Below are 18,807 nucleotides of genomic sequence, written 5' to 3' on the forward strand. Positions count from 1 at the left end.
ATCCTTGCTCTTCAATGCGGCGCCACAACGGCGCTGGTCATATTCATTTGCAATATAGTATACGTTGGTACAGGTCGGCTGCCTAACAACCCACCTTTTATAAGCACAAATACCTGCCGCCCAACCGCTGAAAAAATGTTTGACAGCTTAAGCGGGAATTACTAAAGTACGCGCCATCAGATGAGGCAACATATCATCTTTGGCAGAAACCGCCAGTTTTCAACAAACTAACGGTAAATCTGCAAATCACCTGCCGAGGTGGTGAAATTGGTAGACACGCTAGCTTCAGGTGCTAGTGCTCGCAAGGGCGTGGAGGTTCAAGTCCTCTCCTCGGCACCATTTCTTTCCCCAAGAAATGGTCAAGTAAGCATTCCCAAAAAAACTTCAAGAAAACACCAAACAGCCCTCCCACTCTGCCCAGCTTTTGATTAGTCCAGCAGCTCCACCAAATATTCAGAGAGGTTTTTGTAGGCGTAATCTACCCGCGCGTATATTCCAGACGGCTCATCCTCGAACTTACGACCACAAGCGCGATTGCTACTATAACTCTTAAGATACGCTTTCTGAATGAGGTTGGGCGTGCCACCGGGAGGTGTCTCGCTGGTTCTGGCTGGGTAATACAGCGCCCATTCAAAACCATTATCGGCATCTACGTGACTAAGCCCGGACATCTCCGGCGCCAGGAAGCCGTAGCGCAATGGCCGGTTAAGATCACCGCGTGTGTCAAACTCGAAGGCAAGCCCAGAGAATGGCTCGGGCTGAGGCTCGTACCCCGAGAAGACATAGCTATGAAACCCGGTGACTACCTGCGCTGTATTCTCGACATCAACTTCTTCATCAATCGTACAATCTTGAAACGCACTGCTGTAGATCAGAGATTCCAGTTCAACACCCTCCTCCTTGAGCTGGTACCCAGGAAAACCGGTGGGGGCTTCTGAAAGCTTCGGCACTAATGTCCGGGTAATGGTGCCACTTTGCTGGCGGATCTCGGCAACCAGCTCTGCCAATGCTCCATCGTTATAGCTCCAACGGTAGGTTACCTCGGGATTTCCACCCATTTCAGTCGAACCAGGCTGAACACCCTCAAGCTGATGGCAGGTGGTGCCGGTTTCAAAACTGGCCGTGCCGGCTGCCCAGTCAAACTCCAGGCGCTCATCAACACCCGAGTTGGAATACGCGATTTCGCTCTGAGGCGACAACGCCGCTGAGGGCAACCACTGGGTACTGAGTTTTGCCATATAGCCATTAACACTCACCAACCTTGCAATCTCTTGCATGGAGGGAGCAAGGCAGCCATCAGCGCTTATAGATTGCAGGCGCCCATCCGCGCTGTAGTCAAACGCCAATTTGGCCGAAATAAGTACATCTGAACGATTCGCAGGGAGCGTATCCGATCGCTCAGGCTGAGCATAAATGCTCTGGCTGGTGAGCAGCACCGGATCGCTCAATTCCAGAGGCACTTGGGGCAAGTCGATGAGGCCAATGTCTACATTCGCGTAGTTGCCCTGAGCCGCTGAATCAACGGCGGCAGTCACACCTCCGGCGTTTTGAACCAGAGAAATCCCGAGCAAAAAGGCACCCTCGCGGCTAAGGTAATACTCCGTGCCATCACTCCCGGGCTCGGCCAGTAAATCGTTGTAGGCATCTGGAAACTGGCTAGCCATAAAGCGCGCCATGGCTCTCGCATATGCATGGGCACGATCATCTTCGGCGAGCACATAATCCCTTAGTAAATTGATGCCCGCCAAACCAGATAACGACGAATCATCAGACCCCAGAAATGGGCCAAGTGCTACAAGGCGACGATAGCGAGCCAGCGTTGTTAGAGGCGTAATGTTGCGTACGCCTGGCGCTGCAGAAAGCAAAAATGCATGGGGAACCGGCACATCTCCGCTGCGCGTCTGCTCCAGGGTTTTCCCGGGAAGGGCCAAAGCATATAAAGGGAATGCACGTGGATCGATGTTGGGCCCCACATCTGGCTCCATCACAAGTTCAACGGTGTTCAGCGAGAACTGGCCGTCTTCGCCGCTCATGGCTGTAGGCTCGCCGGAGGCCAGGGTAACCGTTCGACCAGAGGCCAGCTCGAACTCCATCGGCCCCGGCGTAAATTGGTTGTCGCCGTCTAAATCCAGCCACACTCGGGCGTTTTTCAGGTAGCCGTCTATTACCCTTCCTGTGTAGGGTGCCGGATCGCTGTATTGCACACCATCAAAGTCTCGCCCGTCTACAGGCAGCTCATCGGATTCCTTGCCGCAGCCGGCAATGGTGAGAAAAAGTACGGAAACAGGCAGAAATATAAGGGGTTTCATCACGCAACCGTTTATCCTTGTTAGAGGTTGTGCCGTTACTTTAGGGGATGTGGCCGCCGGAGACCTTGATAGGTTTGGCAATCTGTAAAGTTTAGTAACAAGAAAACCTCGGGAACTGGCCCCGAGGTTTTGCTAAATGCGGTTTAGAATGCGCGGGCAACAATCTCTTTCATGATTTCGTTGGTTCCGCCGTATATACGCTGAACCCGCGAGTCAGCCCAGGCGCGAGCAATCGGGTACTCCCACATGTAGCCGTAGCCACCGTGCAGCTGCACACACTCATCCATCACGCGGCACTGCAGATCGGTTGTGTACTGCTTCAACATTGCAGCCGTGGGTATATCGAGCTTTTTCTCCAGGTGCAGTTCCAGACAGCGGTCGGTGAATACCCGGGCTGCGGTTATTTCTGCCTTCATCTCCGCCATTTTGAACCGGGTATTCTGGAATTTAATCACTGGTTTGCCGAAAGCTTTACGCTCTTTCACGTAATCAAGTGTCCACTGCCAAGCTGCCTCTGCAGCGGCAATGGCTGTAAGGCCAATCTGCAGGCGCTCAGCGGGAAGCTCCTGCATCAGCTGCATAAAGCCCTGCCCTTCCATGGAGCCCAGCAGGTGAGTAGCCGGAACTTTTACATCCTGGAAAAACAGCTCGGATGTGTCCTGGGCTTTCATGCCCACCTTGTTCAGGTTCTGGCCTTTTTCAAAACCTTCCCACGCGGATTCAACCAGCAACAGGCTGATGCCTTTGGCGCCTTCCTTGGGATCGGTTTTGGCAACAACAATCACCAGGTCAGCCATCTGACCATTGGTGATGAAGGTTTTGGAGCCATTCAGAATATAGTGGTCGCCGTCCTTCAAAGCGGTGGTTTTCACACCCTGCAGGTCGGAACCGGCACCCGGCTCGCTCATGGCAATAGCGGTAATTATCTCGCCAGAAGCCATCTTCGGCAAATAGTGCTTTTTCTGCTCTTCCGAGCCGTACTTTAGAATGTAAGGCGCCACAATATCGGAATGCAGTGTCCAGCCGATACCGGAAAGCCCCGCCCGTGAAACTTCTTCCATTACAACGGCGCTGTAGCGGAAGTCTGCGCCAACACCGCCGTATTCCTCCGGCATGGTTGGACACAGAAAACCCAGTTCGCCGGCTTTCTCCCAAAGCTCACGGCTGACCTGGCCATCTTTTTCCCACTGCTCGTGGTATGGCGCAGCTTCTTGCTCGAGGAATTTCCGAACGGAATCCCGAAAGCCATCAAGGTCAGCGTCGAAGAGCGTGCGTGGAATCATGGTGAACCTCAGTCAGTGAACAATGTTGTAATGAACGTTCACCAAGTCTCTGCTGGCAGGCAGATTTGCTCAATGGTTAAAACCATCAATCATGCTGGCCAAAACCATCGTTGCTGCCAACTTTGGCGTTCACCCGAGCCTCGCCCCAACGAGGCATCAGATCCTGAGGCAGATCCAGATGGTCGAGAATGCGGGCCACAATAAAGTCTACAAGATCCTGCACCGAGCTCGGCCGATGATAGAACCCCGGGCTGGCCGGCATGATGACTGCACCCATGCGGGTGAGCTTCAGCATGTTTTCCAGATGCACTTCCGAGTACGGTGCTTCGCGGGTAACCAGAATCAGTTGGCGCCGCTCTTTAAGAGCTACATCGCCAGCGCGCTCAATCAGGTTATTGCTTGCACCCGTGGCAAGAGCAGAAAGGGTACCGGTACTGCAGGGGCACACGACCAACGGCGCTTTCTCACCAGAGCCAGACGCCGGTGGAGAAAACCAGTCTTCACGGCCAAACACCAGAACCTGCCCGTCCTCGGCAGAGGCGTATTCAGACAGGGCTTTTTGCATGGCCGGCGGGGTTCCCGGCAGTTTCAAGTCGGTTTCTGTTGCGATCACTATCTGTGCCGCTTTGCTTATCATCACATGAACCCGGCAGCCGGCAGCCACCAGGCACTGCAGTAGGCGCAGGCCATACTGGGCGCCAGAAGCACCAGTGAAGGCCAGGTTAATCGTTCGCTGCGGGGATACGTTTTTACTCTTGGTGCTTGTCATCGTAATGATTCCCTAAAGGCACGATCAGCTACGGATACGCTCAAGCTCGGCAATGAGTTTACCGTGCACACCGCCAAAGCCGCCGTTGCTCATGATGACAATGTGGCAAGGGCTAGGGAGGTCTACCAGTACCCGCTCAACAAGCCCTTCAACTGTAGATTCCACACAGTGCTGCCCCGATTCCGGGTTGCCTGCCTGCCACGCAGAAACCAGCTCTGGCAGCCAGTCCATGTTGTTGAGATTGGCCCAATAAACCCTGTCGGCCAACGCGGCACTTGGCAGCAGCGTTTGCTGATGAACGCCCTGCTTCATGGTATTTGATCGCGGCTCAATAAGCGCTATCACAGTCTCTTCGCCAACCTGATTGCGCAAGCCGTCCAGGGTGGTCTCTATGGCTGTCGGATGATGGGCAAAATCATCGTAGATTTTTACGCCATTAATATCCGCCAGCAGCTCCATACGGCGCTTTACGCCTGAAAACCTGCACAGCGCAGCCACGGCGTGGTCTGGTGTGACGCCCACATGTCGGGCCGCAGATATAGCAGAAAGAGCATTACGAACGTTATGCAGGCCGGTTTGGGACCATCTCACCACCGCAACCGGTTGCTCATGGTGAATAACCATGAAGCGGCTGCCGTCTTCAGAGAGCAGTTCTGCGCGCCAATCCGCTGTACCCGAAATTTCGCTGCCAATGGCCGCGTCCTGCACGGGACTCCAGCACCCCAAAGCCAATGCATTATCAAGATGAGCGTCCAGGCTTGGGCGAACAATCAGCCCTTGGGAAGGAACCGTGCGAACAAGATGATGGAACTGGCGCTCAATCGCCTCAACGTTATCGAAGATATCTGCGTGATCAAACTCAAGGTTGTTCAGTATCAGGGTATGGGGGCGGTAATGGATAAATTTGGAGCGTTTATCAAAGAAAGCACTGTCGTACTCGTCCGCTTCAATAACGAAAAAGTCGCTCTCGCCAAGCCGTGCCGATACGGGGAAATCTTTGGGCACACCACCCACCAGATAACCTGGCGCAAGCCCTGCCTGGTCAAGAATCCAGAGCAACATAGCCGTGGTGGTGGTTTTGCCGTGGGTGCCGGCAACCGCCAGAACCCAGCGGTGCCGTAGCACCTCGCGGGCCAGCCATTCAGGGCCAGACATGTAATCGATATTACGGTTAAGTACCGCCTCCACCTCGGGGTTACCCCGCGACATGGCGTTACCTATCAGCACCAGATCGGGCTTTGGCTCAAGGTGCTCTGCACTGAAGCCGTCCATCAGGCCGATACCCTGCGCTTCTAATTGGGTACTCATGGGCGGATAAACGCCCTGATCGGAACCGGTAACTGTGTGGCCAAGCTCTCTTGCCAGAACAGCCAGGCTGCCCATAAAAGTGCCACAGATTCCCAGGATATGAATGTGCATTCGCCGTTTGCCCTCTCCGTTGAAACCCGACAAGCCTCCCGTATCCGCCCCACTCCGTCAAGAGCACGGCCATCCGCACTTCTTGCCATGAAAATCCCATGCGTTTGGCGTATCATCTGCGGCATTGTCGAACCAGCAGGAGGCTCCATCCCGAGATGGCCATCAAGAACGCATTCTACGCTCAGTCTGGCGGTGTTACCGCCGTTATTAACGCCAGTGCCTGCGGGGTCATTCAGACCGCGCGCAAGCACCCGGACAAAATCGGCAAAGTGTTTGCCGGGCGCAACGGCATACTAGGCGCGCTGAACGAAGAACTGATTGATACCAGCCTCGAAAGTGATGAGGCCATCCAAGAACTTATCCACACACCCGGTGGCGCTTTCGGTTCCTGTCGTCACAAGCTGAAAAACTTCTCAGAAAACCGCCGCGAATACGAGCGACTTATCGAGGTTTTTCGTGCCCACGATATCGGCTACTTTTTTTACAACGGTGGCGGTGATTCCCAGGATACTGCCTACAAAGTCTCGCAGATGGGCGAAAAAATGGGTTACCCCATTACCTGTATCGGCGTCCCCAAAACCGTGGACAACGACCTGCCGTTTACAGACTGCTGCCCAGGCTTTGGCTCTGTAGCCAAGTACATTGCCACCTCTACCCTCGAAGCTAGCCTGGACATCAAGTCCATGTGTGAGACCTCAACCAAGGTGTTCATTCTTGAGGTGATGGGCCGTCACGCCGGTTGGATTGCGGCTTCTGGCGGTTTGGCTGGCCAGGGCGAAGGCGAGCCTCCCCACATTATTCTGTTCCCGGAAATTCCGTTTAACCGCGACGCGTTTCTGGAGCGGGTGGATTTTTGCGTGAAGGAGTATGGCTACTGCGTGGTGGTCGCCTCTGAAGGCGCTCAGTACGAAGACGGCCGCTTTCTGGCAGACGCTGGTGCCAAAGATGCTTTTGGCCACACTCAACTTGGTGGCGTAGCACCCGCATTGGCCAACATGGTCAAGCAAGCATTGGGGCACAAGTACCACTGGGCAGTTGCAGACTATTTGCAGCGCAGCGCGCGGCATATTGCCTCTGCGACCGACGTTGAGCAGGCTTACGCAGTTGGCAAAGCTGCTGTGGAAAAGGCGCTGGAAGGCAAACAAGCCGTTATGCCGACAATTGTGCGCGTACAGGCGAAGCCCTACGTTTGGAAGATTGGTGAGGCCCCGCTCAGCGAAGTGGCCAACCAGGAAAAGAAAATGCCAATCCATTACATCACGGATGATGCTTCGGTATTACACGGGAGTGCCGGGAATACCTCGAGCCGCTGATTGCCGGTGAGAGTTTCCCGCCTTTCGACAACGGCCTGCCCCGGGTTGCAAAGCTAAGCAACACCCTGACGCCGAAGAAGCTGAAAACAGACTTTCACCTCTGATTAATTTACGGTGTGATTTTTAAGCACTGCCGGGGTCTTTTCAGGCCACAAAAAAGGGCCCTGCAATATCTTTGCAGGGCCCTTTTCGTTAAAGCTCGGTGTGTACAGATAGATCAGCGCGCCTGACCTGCTTCTAGCTGGCGCACGTAACCAGAGAACTCGTCGTAACCACCCACGTACTTGTCGCCCACAAGAATCTGCGGCACGGTGTGCACGGGCCGACCAATTTTGTCTGCTATGTCGGCTTTCGTCATATCCTGTTCGATCATATCAACCCATGTATAGGGCATATTGCGGGACTCACACAGGCTTTTAGCGCGCACACAAAACCCGCAACTTGAGCGACCATAGATAGTGACCTGATCCATAAAACCTCCAAAGTGATGGTCTCCGAAAACGTCCGGAGTGTTAAAAAGTTAGGAATTGATGATGACATGATTCTGGAAAATTAAAAATTGGCTCTTTGAATGGCGCCCATAGTACCGGATCATACGTAGGTCGCTATTACTCATTCTAAGGAGGAATATGCTCACCCTCTTGAGGAGAACTCTATGGTTTATCTGTCGTTATTTCTTACCTCTTTCGCGGCAGCCACTCTGCTGCCGGCCTATTCGGAAATACTGACAGGTACGCTGGTTGTTCAGGGGTATCCTATGTTGTGGCTGTGGGTCTGGGCCACGTTGGGCAACACACTGGGGTCTGTGGTTAACGGTGTTATTGGTCGGCAGATAGACCGCCTAAAGCATAAGCGCTGGTTTCCGATCAGCGAAGCTCAGCTCCACAAAGCCAGAAACAGCTTTAATCGCTACGGTCAGTGGTCTTTGCTGCTGGGCTGGTTGCCGCTGGGCGGCGACGCGCTCACGCTGGTGGGTGGCGTAATGCGCGTGCCTGGCTCAACTTTATTGTGCTGGTGGGTATTGGCAAAGGCTTGCGCTATGCATTTGTAATCTGGTTGGTTGCTGAAGCGTCTGGCGTATCATCGCCGTCACCGTAAAGATGCTTGCGCAACAAGGGTTCGCCATTGAACTCAGAATAAAGCACGGCAATGAAGGTATACACCCCAATCAGCTTGCGGTTAAGAAACACAAACTCTCTGGGAGGCACCCGAAAATAGCGGCTGATGGCCGATCGTGCCGCCTGCCGCGCAACCCGGGACGGCAGGTCACTTTGCTTCCAACGATACTGTCCTTGACTGTTAATCGCCTCCTTTGGCCAACTTTTATGATCACTGGAAAGCGGTTCCAGAACAGACATGCAAACCTGGCCAAACGTCTCCAGCACTTCTTTCGGCCAGTCGGTACTCATGAAGCGGAGCTTTATGCCGCCATCGATCACAGCATCAAGGTCGTTTTCATACGACCCTCGGATCATTTGAATAACCGGGTCCAGAAACTCTTTTGAATACGACTGCACCGCCCCAAAATCCAGCAAAACAATGCGGTCGTGCTCAACACCTTCACCGTGCTTTCCGTCCGTCTCTCCGGCAATACGAATGCGGTAATTGCCAAAGTTGGGGTCTGTCTGGATTTCTCCCCAAACAAACAACTCACTGAAAAACAGCTCTAACGCGGCTTTGCCTAAACCATTACGGCGCTCAAGCGGTAAATTAGCCACCACTTCGGAACTGACAGAATGGCCATGCTCGTATGTCGCACCAATAACGTGATCGGTGGAGTACTCGGTTAACACTCTGGGAACCACAAAACGGGGATCGTCGGCGAGCATTTGTCGGAATTTTTCTGTTGTACGCGCTTCCAGCCGGTAATCCACCTCCCTGAGCATCATCTGCCTGACTTCTTCAAGCCAGTCTTCAAACTCCGGCCCAAAGCTTACCAGACGGGCCACCCTGAGCATCTGGCAACGGCATTCAAATCGCTGTCTACCGCGTCGGCGACACCTGGTACTGAACCTTGAGCACAAGCTCCAGACCATCACTACGCCTACGGGCACGGTGAACCTGGCCAAGCGAGGCGGAACCTATAGGCTCGGGGTCTATATCGAGTTCTGCAAGCCTTTCTTCACCGAGCTCAGCCTTAAGCACCCGCTCGATGGCAGCCCATTCCAGGGACGTGGTTTGATCTTCCAGAGTATGCAGCGCTTCGGTCACTTCTTCTGGCAAGAAATGCTCGCCATATAACGCCATAACCTGGCCGATTTTTACCACGCTGCCCTTAAGCTGGCCAAGTTCGTCAACAAGAAAGCGCGCCTGGCTTGAAAGCATGGCACGGGTGGCGTTCGTCTCGCTTTTCTTTGCTGCTGAGCCAGTTGGTGGCCATGTGAGAGGCCATGCGCGTTCCGGCGAAAAGCCCCGCACGAGTCAGGCTCAAACGGCGCTCGAAGCTACCGGTCTTGATGCGGGAGACTGAATTACCTGAGCGTTTGCTGGATGACATGTACGACCTACCCGAACCGGAGAGTTTAACCACCCTGATTTAATCTCTGATTGTATCTCTTTAACGTAACAGCTCTGGGTGACACCTACCATTATACGGACACTGTAACCACCTGACGTCTCCGTTTCGACCCGCATTTTGCGGCCTATCGGCCATTGCTTACACAAACCCGTCCGTCTATACCTATCCTACGCTCCTGCGCGGCCTTGGGACCACTGGGGGATTGTCAGATGTTTGCCAGGTACGGTTGGATCTTTTTACGTTTTAATACAATTCCAACTCCTGATTCCGTCTACCATTAGGTCGCCAGCAATGTTACCGACGGCCCTAACCAGAACCTTTTCCACCTATGCCGAATACTGTATCTGAAATTCCAGATAAAACGCGGTCCCAGTTCCGGGTGACGGGGGAAATACCCGTGCCTGTGCTTATTAACTGGCTGATTCTGGTTGCTGCGCCAATACTGACTTTTTTTGCCTGGCGGTCGTTTGATCAGGGCGACTCGTTCACGGCGGTTTGGCTTACAGCATTTGCTGCGCTTTTTGCTAGTAATACGCTGTTGTACGCATTTTTTCGCAAAGACACTCTTCACCGCCGCAGTTTTATTTCGCTGTCCACCGTTCTGCTCGCCTACCTTGCCATACATGCAGTAGAAGACGGCTCTGCCATTATCTGGCTATTCGCCTACCCCCCTGTTGTGTTTTATATAAGCGAAGCACGGGTTGGCGTTGCCACCTGCCTCATGGGAATTGTGGGCATTGTATTGCTGTTCAGCCCACTGGCTGGTCAATTGCTGGACTTGCCCTACAGCACCAATTTCCGCGTGACCATGGTTGTGGCACTGGCCTTTGAGATGATCACCTGTTACATCCTTGACCAGAGCCGGCGACGGAGCAAGCTAGGCTTGCTTGCACTGGCTTCGGAGTTCGAATTCGCCGCCAAACACGACGCCCTCACGGGGCTGGCAAATCGCCGGGAAGCCTTGGCGCAACTAGAGAGTGAGTACGAGCGTTACCTTCGCAATGGCCGACCGTTCGCCGTACTCCTGGCAGACATAGATCTGTTCAAAAGCATCAACGACACCTACGGGCATCATGTGGGCGACGACCTTATTGTGTTGGTTGGAAAAACGCTGCTGGATCAGTGCCGAAAGGTGGACACTATCGCTCGTTGGGGTGGCGAGGAATACCTGGTGTTACTACCGGAAACAGCTGCAGATGAGGCCAAGCACATCGCAAACCGAATCCGTGAGGCCATTGCGGGAAATACCGTAATGGTTGGGTTCACGCCCGTAGCCTGCACAGCCAGCATTGGGGTGGCGAGCATCAGCGGGTCAGAGTCTATCGACAAGTTACTTCAGCGTGCAGATGAAGCTCTGTACCGTGCAAAGTCTCTTGGGCGAGACCGGGTTTGTGCGCATCAAAGCGAAACACCGACTCCATCCTCCCAGCCATCCCGATAACTCACCTTAGAGTCACCCAGGCCAGCGACCAGTTGGGTCACCAAACGCTCTTCAATATCTCCCATAGATACAGTGGGAGCAAAGCCGCGCACCTGGCACATGGCCAGTCCTGCGTATCCGCAAGGGTTGATTCTTTGGAAGGGTTCCATGTCCATATCAACATTCAGCGCCAAGCCATGGAACGAACAGCCACGGCGCACCCGCAACCCAAGGGATGCGATTTTCGCCTCACCCACATATACACCGGGTGCATCCGGCCGCGGTTCGGCGGTAATGCCAAGCTCTGCCAATGTACGCACGATCGCCTGCTCAATGAGGTCTACTAACGCTCTAACTCCCATCTTGCGCCGTGTTAGCCCCATCATCAGGTAAACCACGAGCTGACCGGGGCCGTGGTAGGTTACTTGTCCGCCACGATCCACCTCAATAACCGGGATGTCACCGGGTGCCAGAATATGTTCGGCTTTACCTGCCTGCCCCTGGGTGTAAACCCTGGGGTGCTCAAGGCACCAGAGCTCGTCGTTGGTGTGATCGCCTCGTTCCGCTGTGAAGCTTTTCATGGCTTCCCAGGTTTCCAAATAGGGCTGCAGCCCTAATGACCTGACAATCAGCTCAGACATCTCGCTTACAACACCATGTGCACACGGCCACTGGCCTTGAGCTCTTCAAACAGTGCCTTTAGTTGTGGCTCGCCGGTCGCAACGATGTTCAACCGAACCGAACAGAACCGCCCCTTACTGCTGTCTTGAACGGACACATCAGCCTCACTGAGACCTGGGGCGTGCTGCTCAACAACCCCAACCACAAACTCCTTAAAATCCGGAGCGGCGTTGCCAATCACCTTGATGGCGTAATCGCAGGGGAACTCAATTTTTGGTGTTTTCGGCTCACTCATGCCGCTTTACTCCTGGGTTCAACTCGCCCTTACTGAAACAACTGAACAAAAAACAACTTGATGGCATCCCAAATGCGCTTGAACAGGCCACCCTCGGGCACTTCAGTCAACGCGAGTACGGTTGGTCTATCAGCACTTCACCGTTAAATGAGACCTTCACACGCCCAAGCTCGTCACCGGCACGAATCGGTGCTTTGATCACCGAATCAAGATCAATGCTGGACTCAAGGCTGTCACGGGAGCCACGCGGAATGGTTACATAGGCGTCTTCCATCATACCCACAGACAACTTATCCGACTCGCCACCCCAAACCTTGGCTTCAATAAGTTCTTGGCCTGCACGGAACAAACGCTCGCTTTCAAAATAGCGGAATCCATAGTTCAACATTTTCTGGATTTCCTGGGAACGCGACTGTGAACTGCTGGTACCCATTACCGTGGCAATGAAGCGGGTATCATTACGCTTGGCTGACGCAACAAGACAATACCCGGCCTCTTCCGTGTGGCCGGTTTTCAGGCCATCAACACTGTCATCGCGCCACAACAAGCTGTTGCGGTTGGGCTGTCGGATGTTGTTGTAGGTGAAGTGCTTCTCGGCGTAAATCGGGTAGTTCTCTGGATAATCATTGATGATCGCCCGTGCCAGCACGGCCAGATCATAGGCGGTGGAAAAATGATCGGGAGCAGGCAAGCCTGTGGCATTCTCGAAGTGAGTGTCTTTCATGCCCAGCAGCTGGGCTTGCTGGTTCATGATATCAACGAAGGCCCCTTCACTGCCGGCAACAAACTCTGCCAGTGCGACAGACGCATCGTTGCCCGATTGGATAATCACGCCTTTAAGTAGGTTCTCTACGGAGACGCTGGTGCCCTCTTTTACAAACGTTCGAGACCCTTCTGTTTTCCAGGCCTTTACGCTGATAGGAACCATATCGGACATGGTAATCCGGCCTTCATCAAGCTCACGCTCAACTATGTATGCCGTCATCATTTTGGTCAGACTAGCTGGCGGCAGCCGTTCGTTACTGTTTTCCTCCATGATAACCCGGCCGCTTTTCGGATCCATCAGCACGTAGGAGCTGCCAGCAATCTGGGGCGGAGACGGTATCAGTACAGTCTGGGACATTGCGTTGCCTGATGCGGAAAGCATCAGCACAAACGCGAGTGTCGCTGAAAGAAAGCTAAGCGAACGGAAAATTGATTTAAATACCATGGGTCTATTCATTCGTCGTTAAGTGAATTTTTATGTATTAGCTTACGTTTAATCAGAATCGGTTAGCACAATTGACTGTGAAAACCCTTTTGCTTCCAAGAGGTTCTGCGTCTTTCGCGCACTGCCTTCATCCTGAAAAGGCCCAACCTGTACTCGGTGGAAGCGCCCAGAAGCAGTATCTACAGCTCGCACCCTCACGGGGCTGCTGAGCACGCCCTTGGCGCGATCCTGCAGCTTTGTTGCAGGGTCGCGACTGCTGAACGATCCCAGCTGAACAAAAAGCCCACCAGCTGCATCCTGCCCATCATTTTCGACGGCAGTAACTGCCTTCGATGGAGGCTGTCCATCAAGGGCAAACGGCTGCCCGGCGATGAACATGCTGCCGTCGGGCTTTACGGTAATTGATTCCACCTCTACTTTCGCAGTGCCGCGAGACTGGTACCCCAACTTTTTGGCCGCCGCATAGGATAAATCAATCAATCGATCACCATGAAAAGGGCCTCTGTCGTTAACCCGAACAATCACTGAACGACCGTTATCTACGTTGGTCACTCTGGCATAACCCGGAATTCTCAGGGATTTGTGAGCCGCCGACATTTGGTACATGTCGAAGGTTTCGCCGTTAGAGGTCTTGTGACCATGAAACTTCTCGCCATACCAACTCGCGGTACCACGAGCGACATAACCCTCGTTGCTGCTCATCACCGAGTACTGTTTACCCCAAACCGTATAAGACGATTTATTTCCGGCTCTGACCGGCGCTTGGTACACAGGTACGGCATCGGACAAGCCTGAGGCGTCAAAGTTTCCTTTAGGGGCTCTGTCTTGTGTGATGGTATAGCGTGATGAGTGATCGGTGCCGGCGGGGGCGGGGGCAGGTGCCGACGCGCAGCCTGCCAGAGCCAACGTTGCCAGCACTAACGGCCATAAACCTGAGCAATTTGATGTCACTGTCCGGAAATCCTCTGAGATAAGTGCCGCTGTTTAAAAAGAAATGCAGCAATCATTACCATTGTAACGGGTTCCCTACCCCTATCACCATTACCGGCCTGACATCAGGCCGTGATCATTCTGCGATGGGTGTGTATGGACATCAGAATGCCAAACGCCGCCATCAAGGTAACGGTTGATGTGCCACCGTAGGAAACCAGCGGCAAGGGTACCCCGACCACCGGCAGCAGGCCACTCACCATGCCAACGTTGACAAACACATAGATGAAAAACGTCATAGTCAGCGCACCGGCTACCAATCGGCTGAATGAGTCCTGAGCCGTAACTGCAATAAAGAGACACCGCAGAATAATCAGAAAGTAAACACTGAGCAGTATCAACATCCCTATAAACCCAAACTCCTCCGCCAGAACCGCCACAATAAAATCCGTGTGGCTTTCAGGCAGAAACTCAAGGTGCGACTGGGTACCTTGAAGCCAACCTTTGCCATCGAAACCGCCAGAACCAATGGCGGTTTTGGATTGGATAATATTCCAGCCCGCGCCCAGGGGATCGCTTTGGGGATCCAGCAATGTCAGCACGCGCTGCTTTTGATATTCGCGCATTCCGAAAAACCACATAACCGGGGCCGCTACAGAAACCATTACCAAAAAAGCGCTAATAAGCTTCCAGCTCATGCCGGCAAAAAACACAACGAAGAGCCCAGCCATGCCCACAAGAAGCGATGTTCCGAGATCGGGCTGCTTCACGATCAAAACCATGGGGAGCAGTACAATTGCCAGTCCGACGCCTATGCGCGACAGCCTCGGCGGTAAAAAATGCCGCGACAGGTACCAGGCCGCCATCATAGGCACAACCAGCTTCATCAGTTCCGACGGTTGAAACCGGGGAAGGCCAGGCAGCGCCAACCAACGCTGCGCGCCTTTCGCACCAACCCCCACAAACAGTACGGCAACCAGGCCGGCGAGACCAAGAACATATAGCCAAGCGCCCAGCGCCGGAATACCGATGGGTCAAGCTGGGCGAAAACCAGCATCACAACAAAAGCGATACCAAAACGCACACCCTGAGCTTTTACAACATCAAGATTTCGGTCGGCGCCGCTGTAAAGCACGAACAAGCCACAGGAAATCAGGGCAACAAGCAATACAAGCAGAATAGGATCCACATGCAATGCCGACCACACGCCTCTCGGGCGACCAAGAGGGTTGCTGGCCGTTGAACTGAACACTTCCCGGGTGGCCATTAAAGAATCTCGCTTTTCAAATCGGCTTTGCTAATCGAAGGGCCATCTGTGATGGCCGAAAACTCCAACAACCAGGCGTCGAACAGAGCCCTGGCCACAGGCGCGGCGGTACTGCTGCCTCCGCCACCGTTCTCAACAATTACGGCAACGGCGATCTGCGGGTTTTTCAAGGGCGCAAAGCCGACAAACAGAGCGTGGTCGCGCAGCCGCTCCCGAATCTCGTCGGCATCGTATTCTTCATCTTCCGCAAGGCTGAATACCTGCGCTGTGCCGGTTTTCCCCGCCATCCGATAAGGTGCTCCCCTACCTGCACCACGGGCAGTGCCTTTAACGCCATGCATCACTTCGGCCATGGCATCTGCAATATATTCCCAGTTGCTGGTGTCTTTTAACTTCAGAGGCTCGTGCGTTTCGCCAGGCAGAAACTCATCTGGCGACCGGTCGCCCTGGATATCCTTCAGCAATCGCGGCTCAACCCACTCGCCCCGATTAGCTATCAGCGCTGTTGCCGTGGCGAGTTGCAAGGGCGTAGATAGCATAAACCCCTGACCAATACCTAAATTGACCGTATCGCCCGGATACCAGGGCTCATTGCGCGTTGCCCGCTTCCAGTCCGGAGACGGCAAGAGGCCGTTTAACGCGCCAGATACATCCAGAGTGGCGTCTTCGCCGAAACCGAAGCGAGACAAATAGCTGACCATGGTATCCACGCCCATTTCCATAGCCGCTTCATAGAAGTAGACGTCACAGGACTGCGCCATTGCATAATTCAGGTCAACCCAACCGTGCCCACCTCGCTTCCAATCCCGCCAACGACGACCCGCAGAGTTGATCTGAAAATAGCCCGGATCCCAGATAGTGTGATCCCTTGTTACCGCGCCGCTATCAAGCGCCGCAATGGCCAGCATGGGCTTAAGCGTGGAACCTGGAGGGTACTGCCCGCGCAGGGCTCGGTTGAAAAGGGGTTTGTCTTTGCTTTCGCTCAATGCGCGGTAGTCTGGCACGCTGATGCCAGTCACAAATTTATTGGCATCAAAGCCTGGCACACTGGCAAGAGCCAGTATTCCGCCTGTTGCAGGTTCAATAGCGACGATCGCACCCCGGCGGCCATCCAAAAGTTCGTGTGCTCTATTTTGCAGCCGCAAATCCAGATGCAGCTGGACATCTTCACCCGGTACCGGGTTTTCTCGCTCCAGAACTCTTAACGTACGACCCCGCGCATTGGTTTCTACGTGCTGATAGCCAACTTTTCCGTGCAACAGCTCTTCATAAAACCGCTCAACACCCGACTTGCCAATGTAGTTGGTGCCGGCGTAATTGACCGGATCAATCCGTTGCAACTCATCACGGTTAATACGGCCAACAAAACCCAGCGCATGGGCTGTGAGTTCGCTGTGTGGGTAATACCGAACCAGCTCCGCTTCCACCTCCACACCGGGCAGTTCATGTCGGTGTACCGCCAAGCGCGCAATTTCATCTTCGGTTAAGTCATAACGCAGCGGAATTTCCTGAAAGGGCCGCCTTGGCTCCCGAAGGCGGCGCTGAAACCGATCCATATCCTCTTCGGAAACATCAAGAATACCGGCAAGCTGCTCCAGCGTAGCGTCCATGCCGCCAACCCGCTCTGGCACCACCGTTACGCTGAAAACCGGGCGATTTTCCGCCAGTAAAACCTGGTTACGGTCGTAAACGAGCCCGCGCGGCGGCGGCACAGACTGAACTTGCACGCGGTTTTTATCGGAAAGAGTAGTGTAGATATCGTGCTCTACTACCTGAAGCTGGTACATCCGCGCAACCAGTCCTGCCAGAAGCAGGAACACGAACACCAACATAACGGTGACGCGACGCTGAAATAACCGGCGTTCGGCAGCAGTGTCCTTGAATTCACCCCATGGCATGGATGTTTCCTAAGCCCGATGATACGGGTGGTTACGGGTAATCGACCAGGCCCTGTATAGCTGTTCCGCAAGCAGGATTCGCACCAGAGGATGAGGTAACGTAAGAGGAGATAGCGACCACTGCTGGTCTGCACGCTGGCGACAGGGATCTGCCAGGCCGTCGGGCCCGCCTACAAGAAAACTCACATCCCGCCCGTCCTGCTGCCAGTTTTCCAACTGGCTTGCCAACTTTTCGGTAGACCAAGGGCGCCCTGTCACTTCCAGAGCGACAACCCTGTCTTTGCCACCGGTTGCGGCCAGAATTGCCTCGCTTTCGCGCTGCATCAGCCTGGGAATATCGGGGTTTTTGCCACGATGAGGCATGGCAATTTCTACCAAATCCAGAGGCATCTCCGGAGGCATACGACGCGCGTAGTCGTCGTAGCCTCTACTGACCCAGTCGGGCATCTTTTGCCTACGCAGATCAGACGCAATCGCATGATTACTCGCTGCCTTCGGCACCGGGATCCGGGGCGTCGCGCCAAAAGCGCTCCAGATCGTAAAACTCACGGGTGGCGGGCAACATGACATGAACAACCACATCGCCCAGATCCACCAGTATCCAGTCACTACCACCGCCACCTTCAACACTGTTGACACGAGCGCCTTGCTCTTTTGCGTCGACAACAACAGAGTCTGCAAGAGATTTAACGTGTCGGCTGGATGTCCCGGATGCCAGAACCATGAAATCGGTAACGCTGGTGCGGTCCCGTACGTCAACAACACTGACGTCCTGTGCTTTCACATCTTCAAGTGCGTTCACTATCAGATTCTTGAGTTGTTCTGCCTGCATAATCACCCTGTTGTTCGGGTGCCGGCCGGAATGGCCACCCGAAAAGTCATATTCGATGGCGATTGTAACACTAAAAGTTCCTCACGGGGCATGCCGATAAAGCCTATTCGTCGAATCTCAGCCAAGACCGTATCGGGAACCAGATAGCGGGATGACTGACCAGCACCAATACGTTGGCGAATGCCGGTGGCAGAGATATCCAGCCAGGGGGGATCCAGTTCAAGAACCAGCCCCGACGCCTGGCGGCACAAGGCCGCAACATCCTCCACTCCACGCTCCGCCAGCAGCCGGGCAGGTTCGCCATCAGAGTCCAGCGTAATACCGGGGCGACGCACAACAACAATGTGTGCAAGGCCCACAATTTGCCGCCACTGTTTCCAGCGGTTTAGGCCGGCAAATGCATCCGTGCCCACAACCATCACCAACGGGGTATCTGCACCCAGCTCGCCGCGCAACTGGCGTAGTGTGTCGGCTGTATACGACGCCCCTTCCCTGCGCAGCTCACGGTCATCAACATGCAACCTGGGTTCGCCGGCTAGCGCCAATTCCAGTAGGCGTAAACGCTGCGCGGCGGTTGCACCCGTCTCGCCCTTATGGGGAGGGATATGACAGGGCACAAGGCTGACAGGCACGTTCCCGAGCCGCTCACTAACTTCCAGCGCCAGACGCAGGTGGCCATGGTGCACCGGGTCAAAGGTACCGCCATAAATTACATGCATCGGC

The 18,807-nt window shown here is 54.2% G+C and carries 15 protein-coding genes, 1 tRNA gene and 5 pseudogenes; 4 read left to right on the forward strand and 17 right to left on the reverse strand.

Annotated elements, in window-relative coordinates:
- Positions 1–252 precede the first annotated feature (252 nt).
- Positions 253–339: transfer RNA gene (locus tag BCA33_RS06380), tRNA-Leu, on the forward strand.
- An 89-nt stretch (positions 340–428) separates the two neighbouring features.
- Here the strand turns inward: BCA33_RS06380 and BCA33_RS06385 are convergent.
- From BCA33_RS06385 to mpl, 4 genes are all read right to left on the reverse strand, one after another.
- Positions 429–2,309 carry a hypothetical protein gene (locus BCA33_RS06385; protein WP_071264336.1) on the reverse strand — a complete coding sequence of 627 codons (1,881 nt, stop codon included), beginning with the start codon at positions 2,307–2,309 and terminating at the stop codon, positions 429–431.
- A 143-nt stretch (positions 2,310–2,452) separates the two neighbouring features.
- Positions 2,453–3,592, reverse strand: a complete 1,140-nt coding sequence (locus BCA33_RS06390) for an acyl-CoA dehydrogenase family protein (RefSeq protein WP_071264338.1) — start codon at positions 3,590–3,592, stop codon at positions 2,453–2,455.
- 85 nt (positions 3,593–3,677) lie between these two features.
- Positions 3,678–4,361, reverse strand: coding sequence for a flavin prenyltransferase UbiX (locus BCA33_RS06395; RefSeq protein ID WP_071264340.1), 684 nt, complete (start codon positions 4,359–4,361; stop codon positions 3,678–3,680).
- Positions 4,362–4,385: 24 nt separating this feature from the next.
- A complete protein-coding gene (gene mpl / locus BCA33_RS06400; RefSeq protein ID WP_071264342.1) occupies positions 4,386–5,780 on the reverse strand; it encodes a UDP-N-acetylmuramate:L-alanyl-gamma-D-glutamyl-meso-diaminopimelate ligase in 1,395 nt (464 codons plus the stop codon).
- Positions 5,781–5,935: 155 nt separating this feature from the next.
- Here mpl and BCA33_RS06405 point away from each other — a divergent pair.
- Positions 5,936–7,197: pseudogene (locus tag BCA33_RS06405) on the forward strand (6-phosphofructokinase).
- 113 nt (positions 7,198–7,310) lie between these two features.
- On the opposite strand, the gene BCA33_RS06410 reads toward BCA33_RS06405, so the two are convergent.
- Positions 7,311–7,565 (reverse strand): GrxA family glutaredoxin, encoded by a 255-nt coding sequence (locus BCA33_RS06410; RefSeq protein ID WP_071264344.1) that lies wholly within the window; start codon positions 7,563–7,565, stop codon positions 7,311–7,313.
- Positions 7,566–7,748: 183 nt separating this feature from the next.
- Between BCA33_RS06410 and BCA33_RS06415 the strand changes: the two are divergent.
- Positions 7,749–8,191: pseudogene (locus tag BCA33_RS06415) on the forward strand (YqaA family protein).
- Here BCA33_RS06415 and BCA33_RS21475 read toward each other — a convergent pair.
- From BCA33_RS21475 to BCA33_RS21485, 3 genes are read right to left on the reverse strand one after another with little or no spacing between them, the layout of a single operon-like run.
- Positions 8,131–9,042 carry an AarF/UbiB family protein gene (locus tag BCA33_RS21475; RefSeq protein ID WP_254774227.1) on the reverse strand — a complete coding sequence of 304 codons (912 nt, stop codon included), beginning with the start codon at positions 9,040–9,042 and terminating at the stop codon, positions 8,131–8,133. The pseudogene BCA33_RS06415 and the gene BCA33_RS21475 overlap by 61 nt on opposite strands.
- A 34-nt stretch (positions 9,043–9,076) precedes the next feature.
- Entirely contained in the window at positions 9,077–9,418 is a 342-nt protein-coding gene (locus tag BCA33_RS21480; protein ID WP_254774228.1) for an AarF/UbiB family protein, read from the reverse strand.
- Positions 9,387–9,590, reverse strand: coding sequence for a hypothetical protein (locus BCA33_RS21485; protein ID WP_254774229.1), 204 nt, complete (start codon positions 9,588–9,590; stop codon positions 9,387–9,389). The genes BCA33_RS21480 and BCA33_RS21485 overlap by 32 nt, the downstream gene beginning before the upstream one ends.
- A 418-nt stretch (positions 9,591–10,008) precedes the next feature.
- Here BCA33_RS21485 and BCA33_RS06425 point away from each other — a divergent pair, with 418 nt between their 5' ends.
- A complete protein-coding gene (locus tag BCA33_RS06425) occupies positions 10,009–11,052 on the forward strand; it encodes a diguanylate cyclase (protein ID WP_254774230.1) in 1,044 nt (347 codons plus the stop codon).
- Here BCA33_RS06425 and lipB read toward each other — a convergent pair.
- From lipB to nadD, 9 genes and pseudogenes are all read right to left on the reverse strand, one after another.
- Positions 11,010–11,672 carry a lipoyl(octanoyl) transferase LipB gene (lipB, locus tag BCA33_RS06430; protein WP_071264348.1) on the reverse strand — a complete coding sequence of 221 codons (663 nt, stop codon included), beginning with the start codon at positions 11,670–11,672 and terminating at the stop codon, positions 11,010–11,012. The genes BCA33_RS06425 and lipB overlap by 43 nt on opposite strands.
- Positions 11,673–11,677: 5 nt before the next feature.
- Positions 11,678–11,947, reverse strand: a complete 270-nt coding sequence (locus BCA33_RS06435; RefSeq protein ID WP_071264350.1) for a YbeD family protein — start codon at positions 11,945–11,947, stop codon at positions 11,678–11,680.
- A gap of 29 nt (positions 11,948–11,976) precedes the next feature.
- A pseudogene (locus tag BCA33_RS06440) lies at positions 11,977–13,157 on the reverse strand (D-alanyl-D-alanine carboxypeptidase family protein).
- A 48-nt stretch (positions 13,158–13,205) separates the two neighbouring features.
- Positions 13,206–14,108: a septal ring lytic transglycosylase RlpA family protein gene (locus BCA33_RS06445; RefSeq protein WP_071264352.1), complete on the reverse strand. Its 903-nt coding sequence runs from the start codon at positions 14,106–14,108 to the stop codon at positions 13,206–13,208.
- A 104-nt stretch (positions 14,109–14,212) separates the two neighbouring features.
- Positions 14,213–15,354, reverse strand: a pseudogene (gene rodA / locus BCA33_RS06450) (rod shape-determining protein RodA).
- A complete protein-coding gene (gene mrdA / locus BCA33_RS06455) occupies positions 15,354–17,252 on the reverse strand; it encodes a penicillin-binding protein 2 (RefSeq protein ID WP_071264354.1) in 1,899 nt (632 codons plus the stop codon). Before mrdA ends, rodA begins: the two are co-directional and overlap by 1 nt.
- Before the next feature lie 9 nt (positions 17,253–17,261).
- Positions 17,262–17,731, reverse strand: a pseudogene (gene rlmH / locus BCA33_RS06460) (23S rRNA (pseudouridine(1915)-N(3))-methyltransferase RlmH).
- Positions 17,732–17,733: 2 nt separating this feature from the next.
- On the reverse strand, positions 17,734–18,084 hold the full coding sequence (gene rsfS / locus BCA33_RS06465) for a ribosome silencing factor (RefSeq protein WP_071264358.1): 351 nt from the start codon (positions 18,082–18,084) through the stop codon (positions 17,734–17,736).
- A gap of 2 nt (positions 18,085–18,086) precedes the next feature.
- Positions 18,087–18,803, reverse strand: coding sequence for a nicotinate-nucleotide adenylyltransferase (nadD, locus tag BCA33_RS06470; RefSeq protein ID WP_175469718.1), 717 nt, complete (start codon positions 18,801–18,803; stop codon positions 18,087–18,089).
- Positions 18,804–18,807 lie beyond the last annotated feature (4 nt).

The sequence above is a fragment of the Marinobacter sp. AC-23 genome (genome assembly GCF_001858325.1).
Classification (GTDB): domain Bacteria; phylum Pseudomonadota; class Gammaproteobacteria; order Pseudomonadales; family Oleiphilaceae; genus Marinobacter.

Bases quoted from the DNA above. Each gene is read 5' to 3' on its own strand.
- BCA33_RS06435 (WP_071264350.1), bottom strand. From the start codon at position 11,947: ATGAGTGAGCCGAAAACACCAAAAATTGAGTTCCCCTGCGATTACGCC.
- BCA33_RS06385 (WP_071264336.1), bottom strand. From the start codon at position 2,309: ATGAAACCCCTTATATTTCTGCCTGTTTCCGTACTTTTTCTCACCATT.
- mrdA (WP_071264354.1), bottom strand. From the start codon at position 17,252: ATGCCATGGGGTGAATTCAAGGACACTGCTGCCGAACGCCGGTTATTT.
- lipB (WP_071264348.1), bottom strand. From the start codon at position 11,672: ATGTCTGAGCTGATTGTCAGGTCATTAGGGCTGCAGCCCTATTTGGAA.
- rsfS (WP_071264358.1), bottom strand. From the start codon at position 18,084: ATGCAGGCAGAACAACTCAAGAATCTGATAGTGAACGCACTTGAAGAT.
- BCA33_RS06395 (WP_071264340.1), bottom strand. From the start codon at position 4,361: ATGACAAGCACCAAGAGTAAAAACGTATCCCCGCAGCGAACGATTAAC.
- BCA33_RS21485 (WP_254774229.1), bottom strand. From the start codon at position 9,590: ATGTCATCCAGCAAACGCTCAGGTAATTCAGTCTCCCGCATCAAGACC.
- BCA33_RS06410 (WP_071264344.1), bottom strand. From the start codon at position 7,565: ATGGATCAGGTCACTATCTATGGTCGCTCAAGTTGCGGGTTTTGTGTG.
- BCA33_RS06390 (WP_071264338.1), bottom strand. From the start codon at position 3,592: ATGATTCCACGCACGCTCTTCGACGCTGACCTTGATGGCTTTCGGGAT.
- mpl (WP_071264342.1), bottom strand. From the start codon at position 5,780: ATGCACATTCATATCCTGGGAATCTGTGGCACTTTTATGGGCAGCCTG.
- nadD (WP_175469718.1), bottom strand. From the start codon at position 18,803: ATGCATGTAATTTATGGCGGTACCTTTGACCCGGTGCACCATGGCCAC.
- BCA33_RS21480 (WP_254774228.1), bottom strand. From the start codon at position 9,418: ATGCTTTCAAGCCAGGCGCGCTTTCTTGTTGACGAACTTGGCCAGCTT.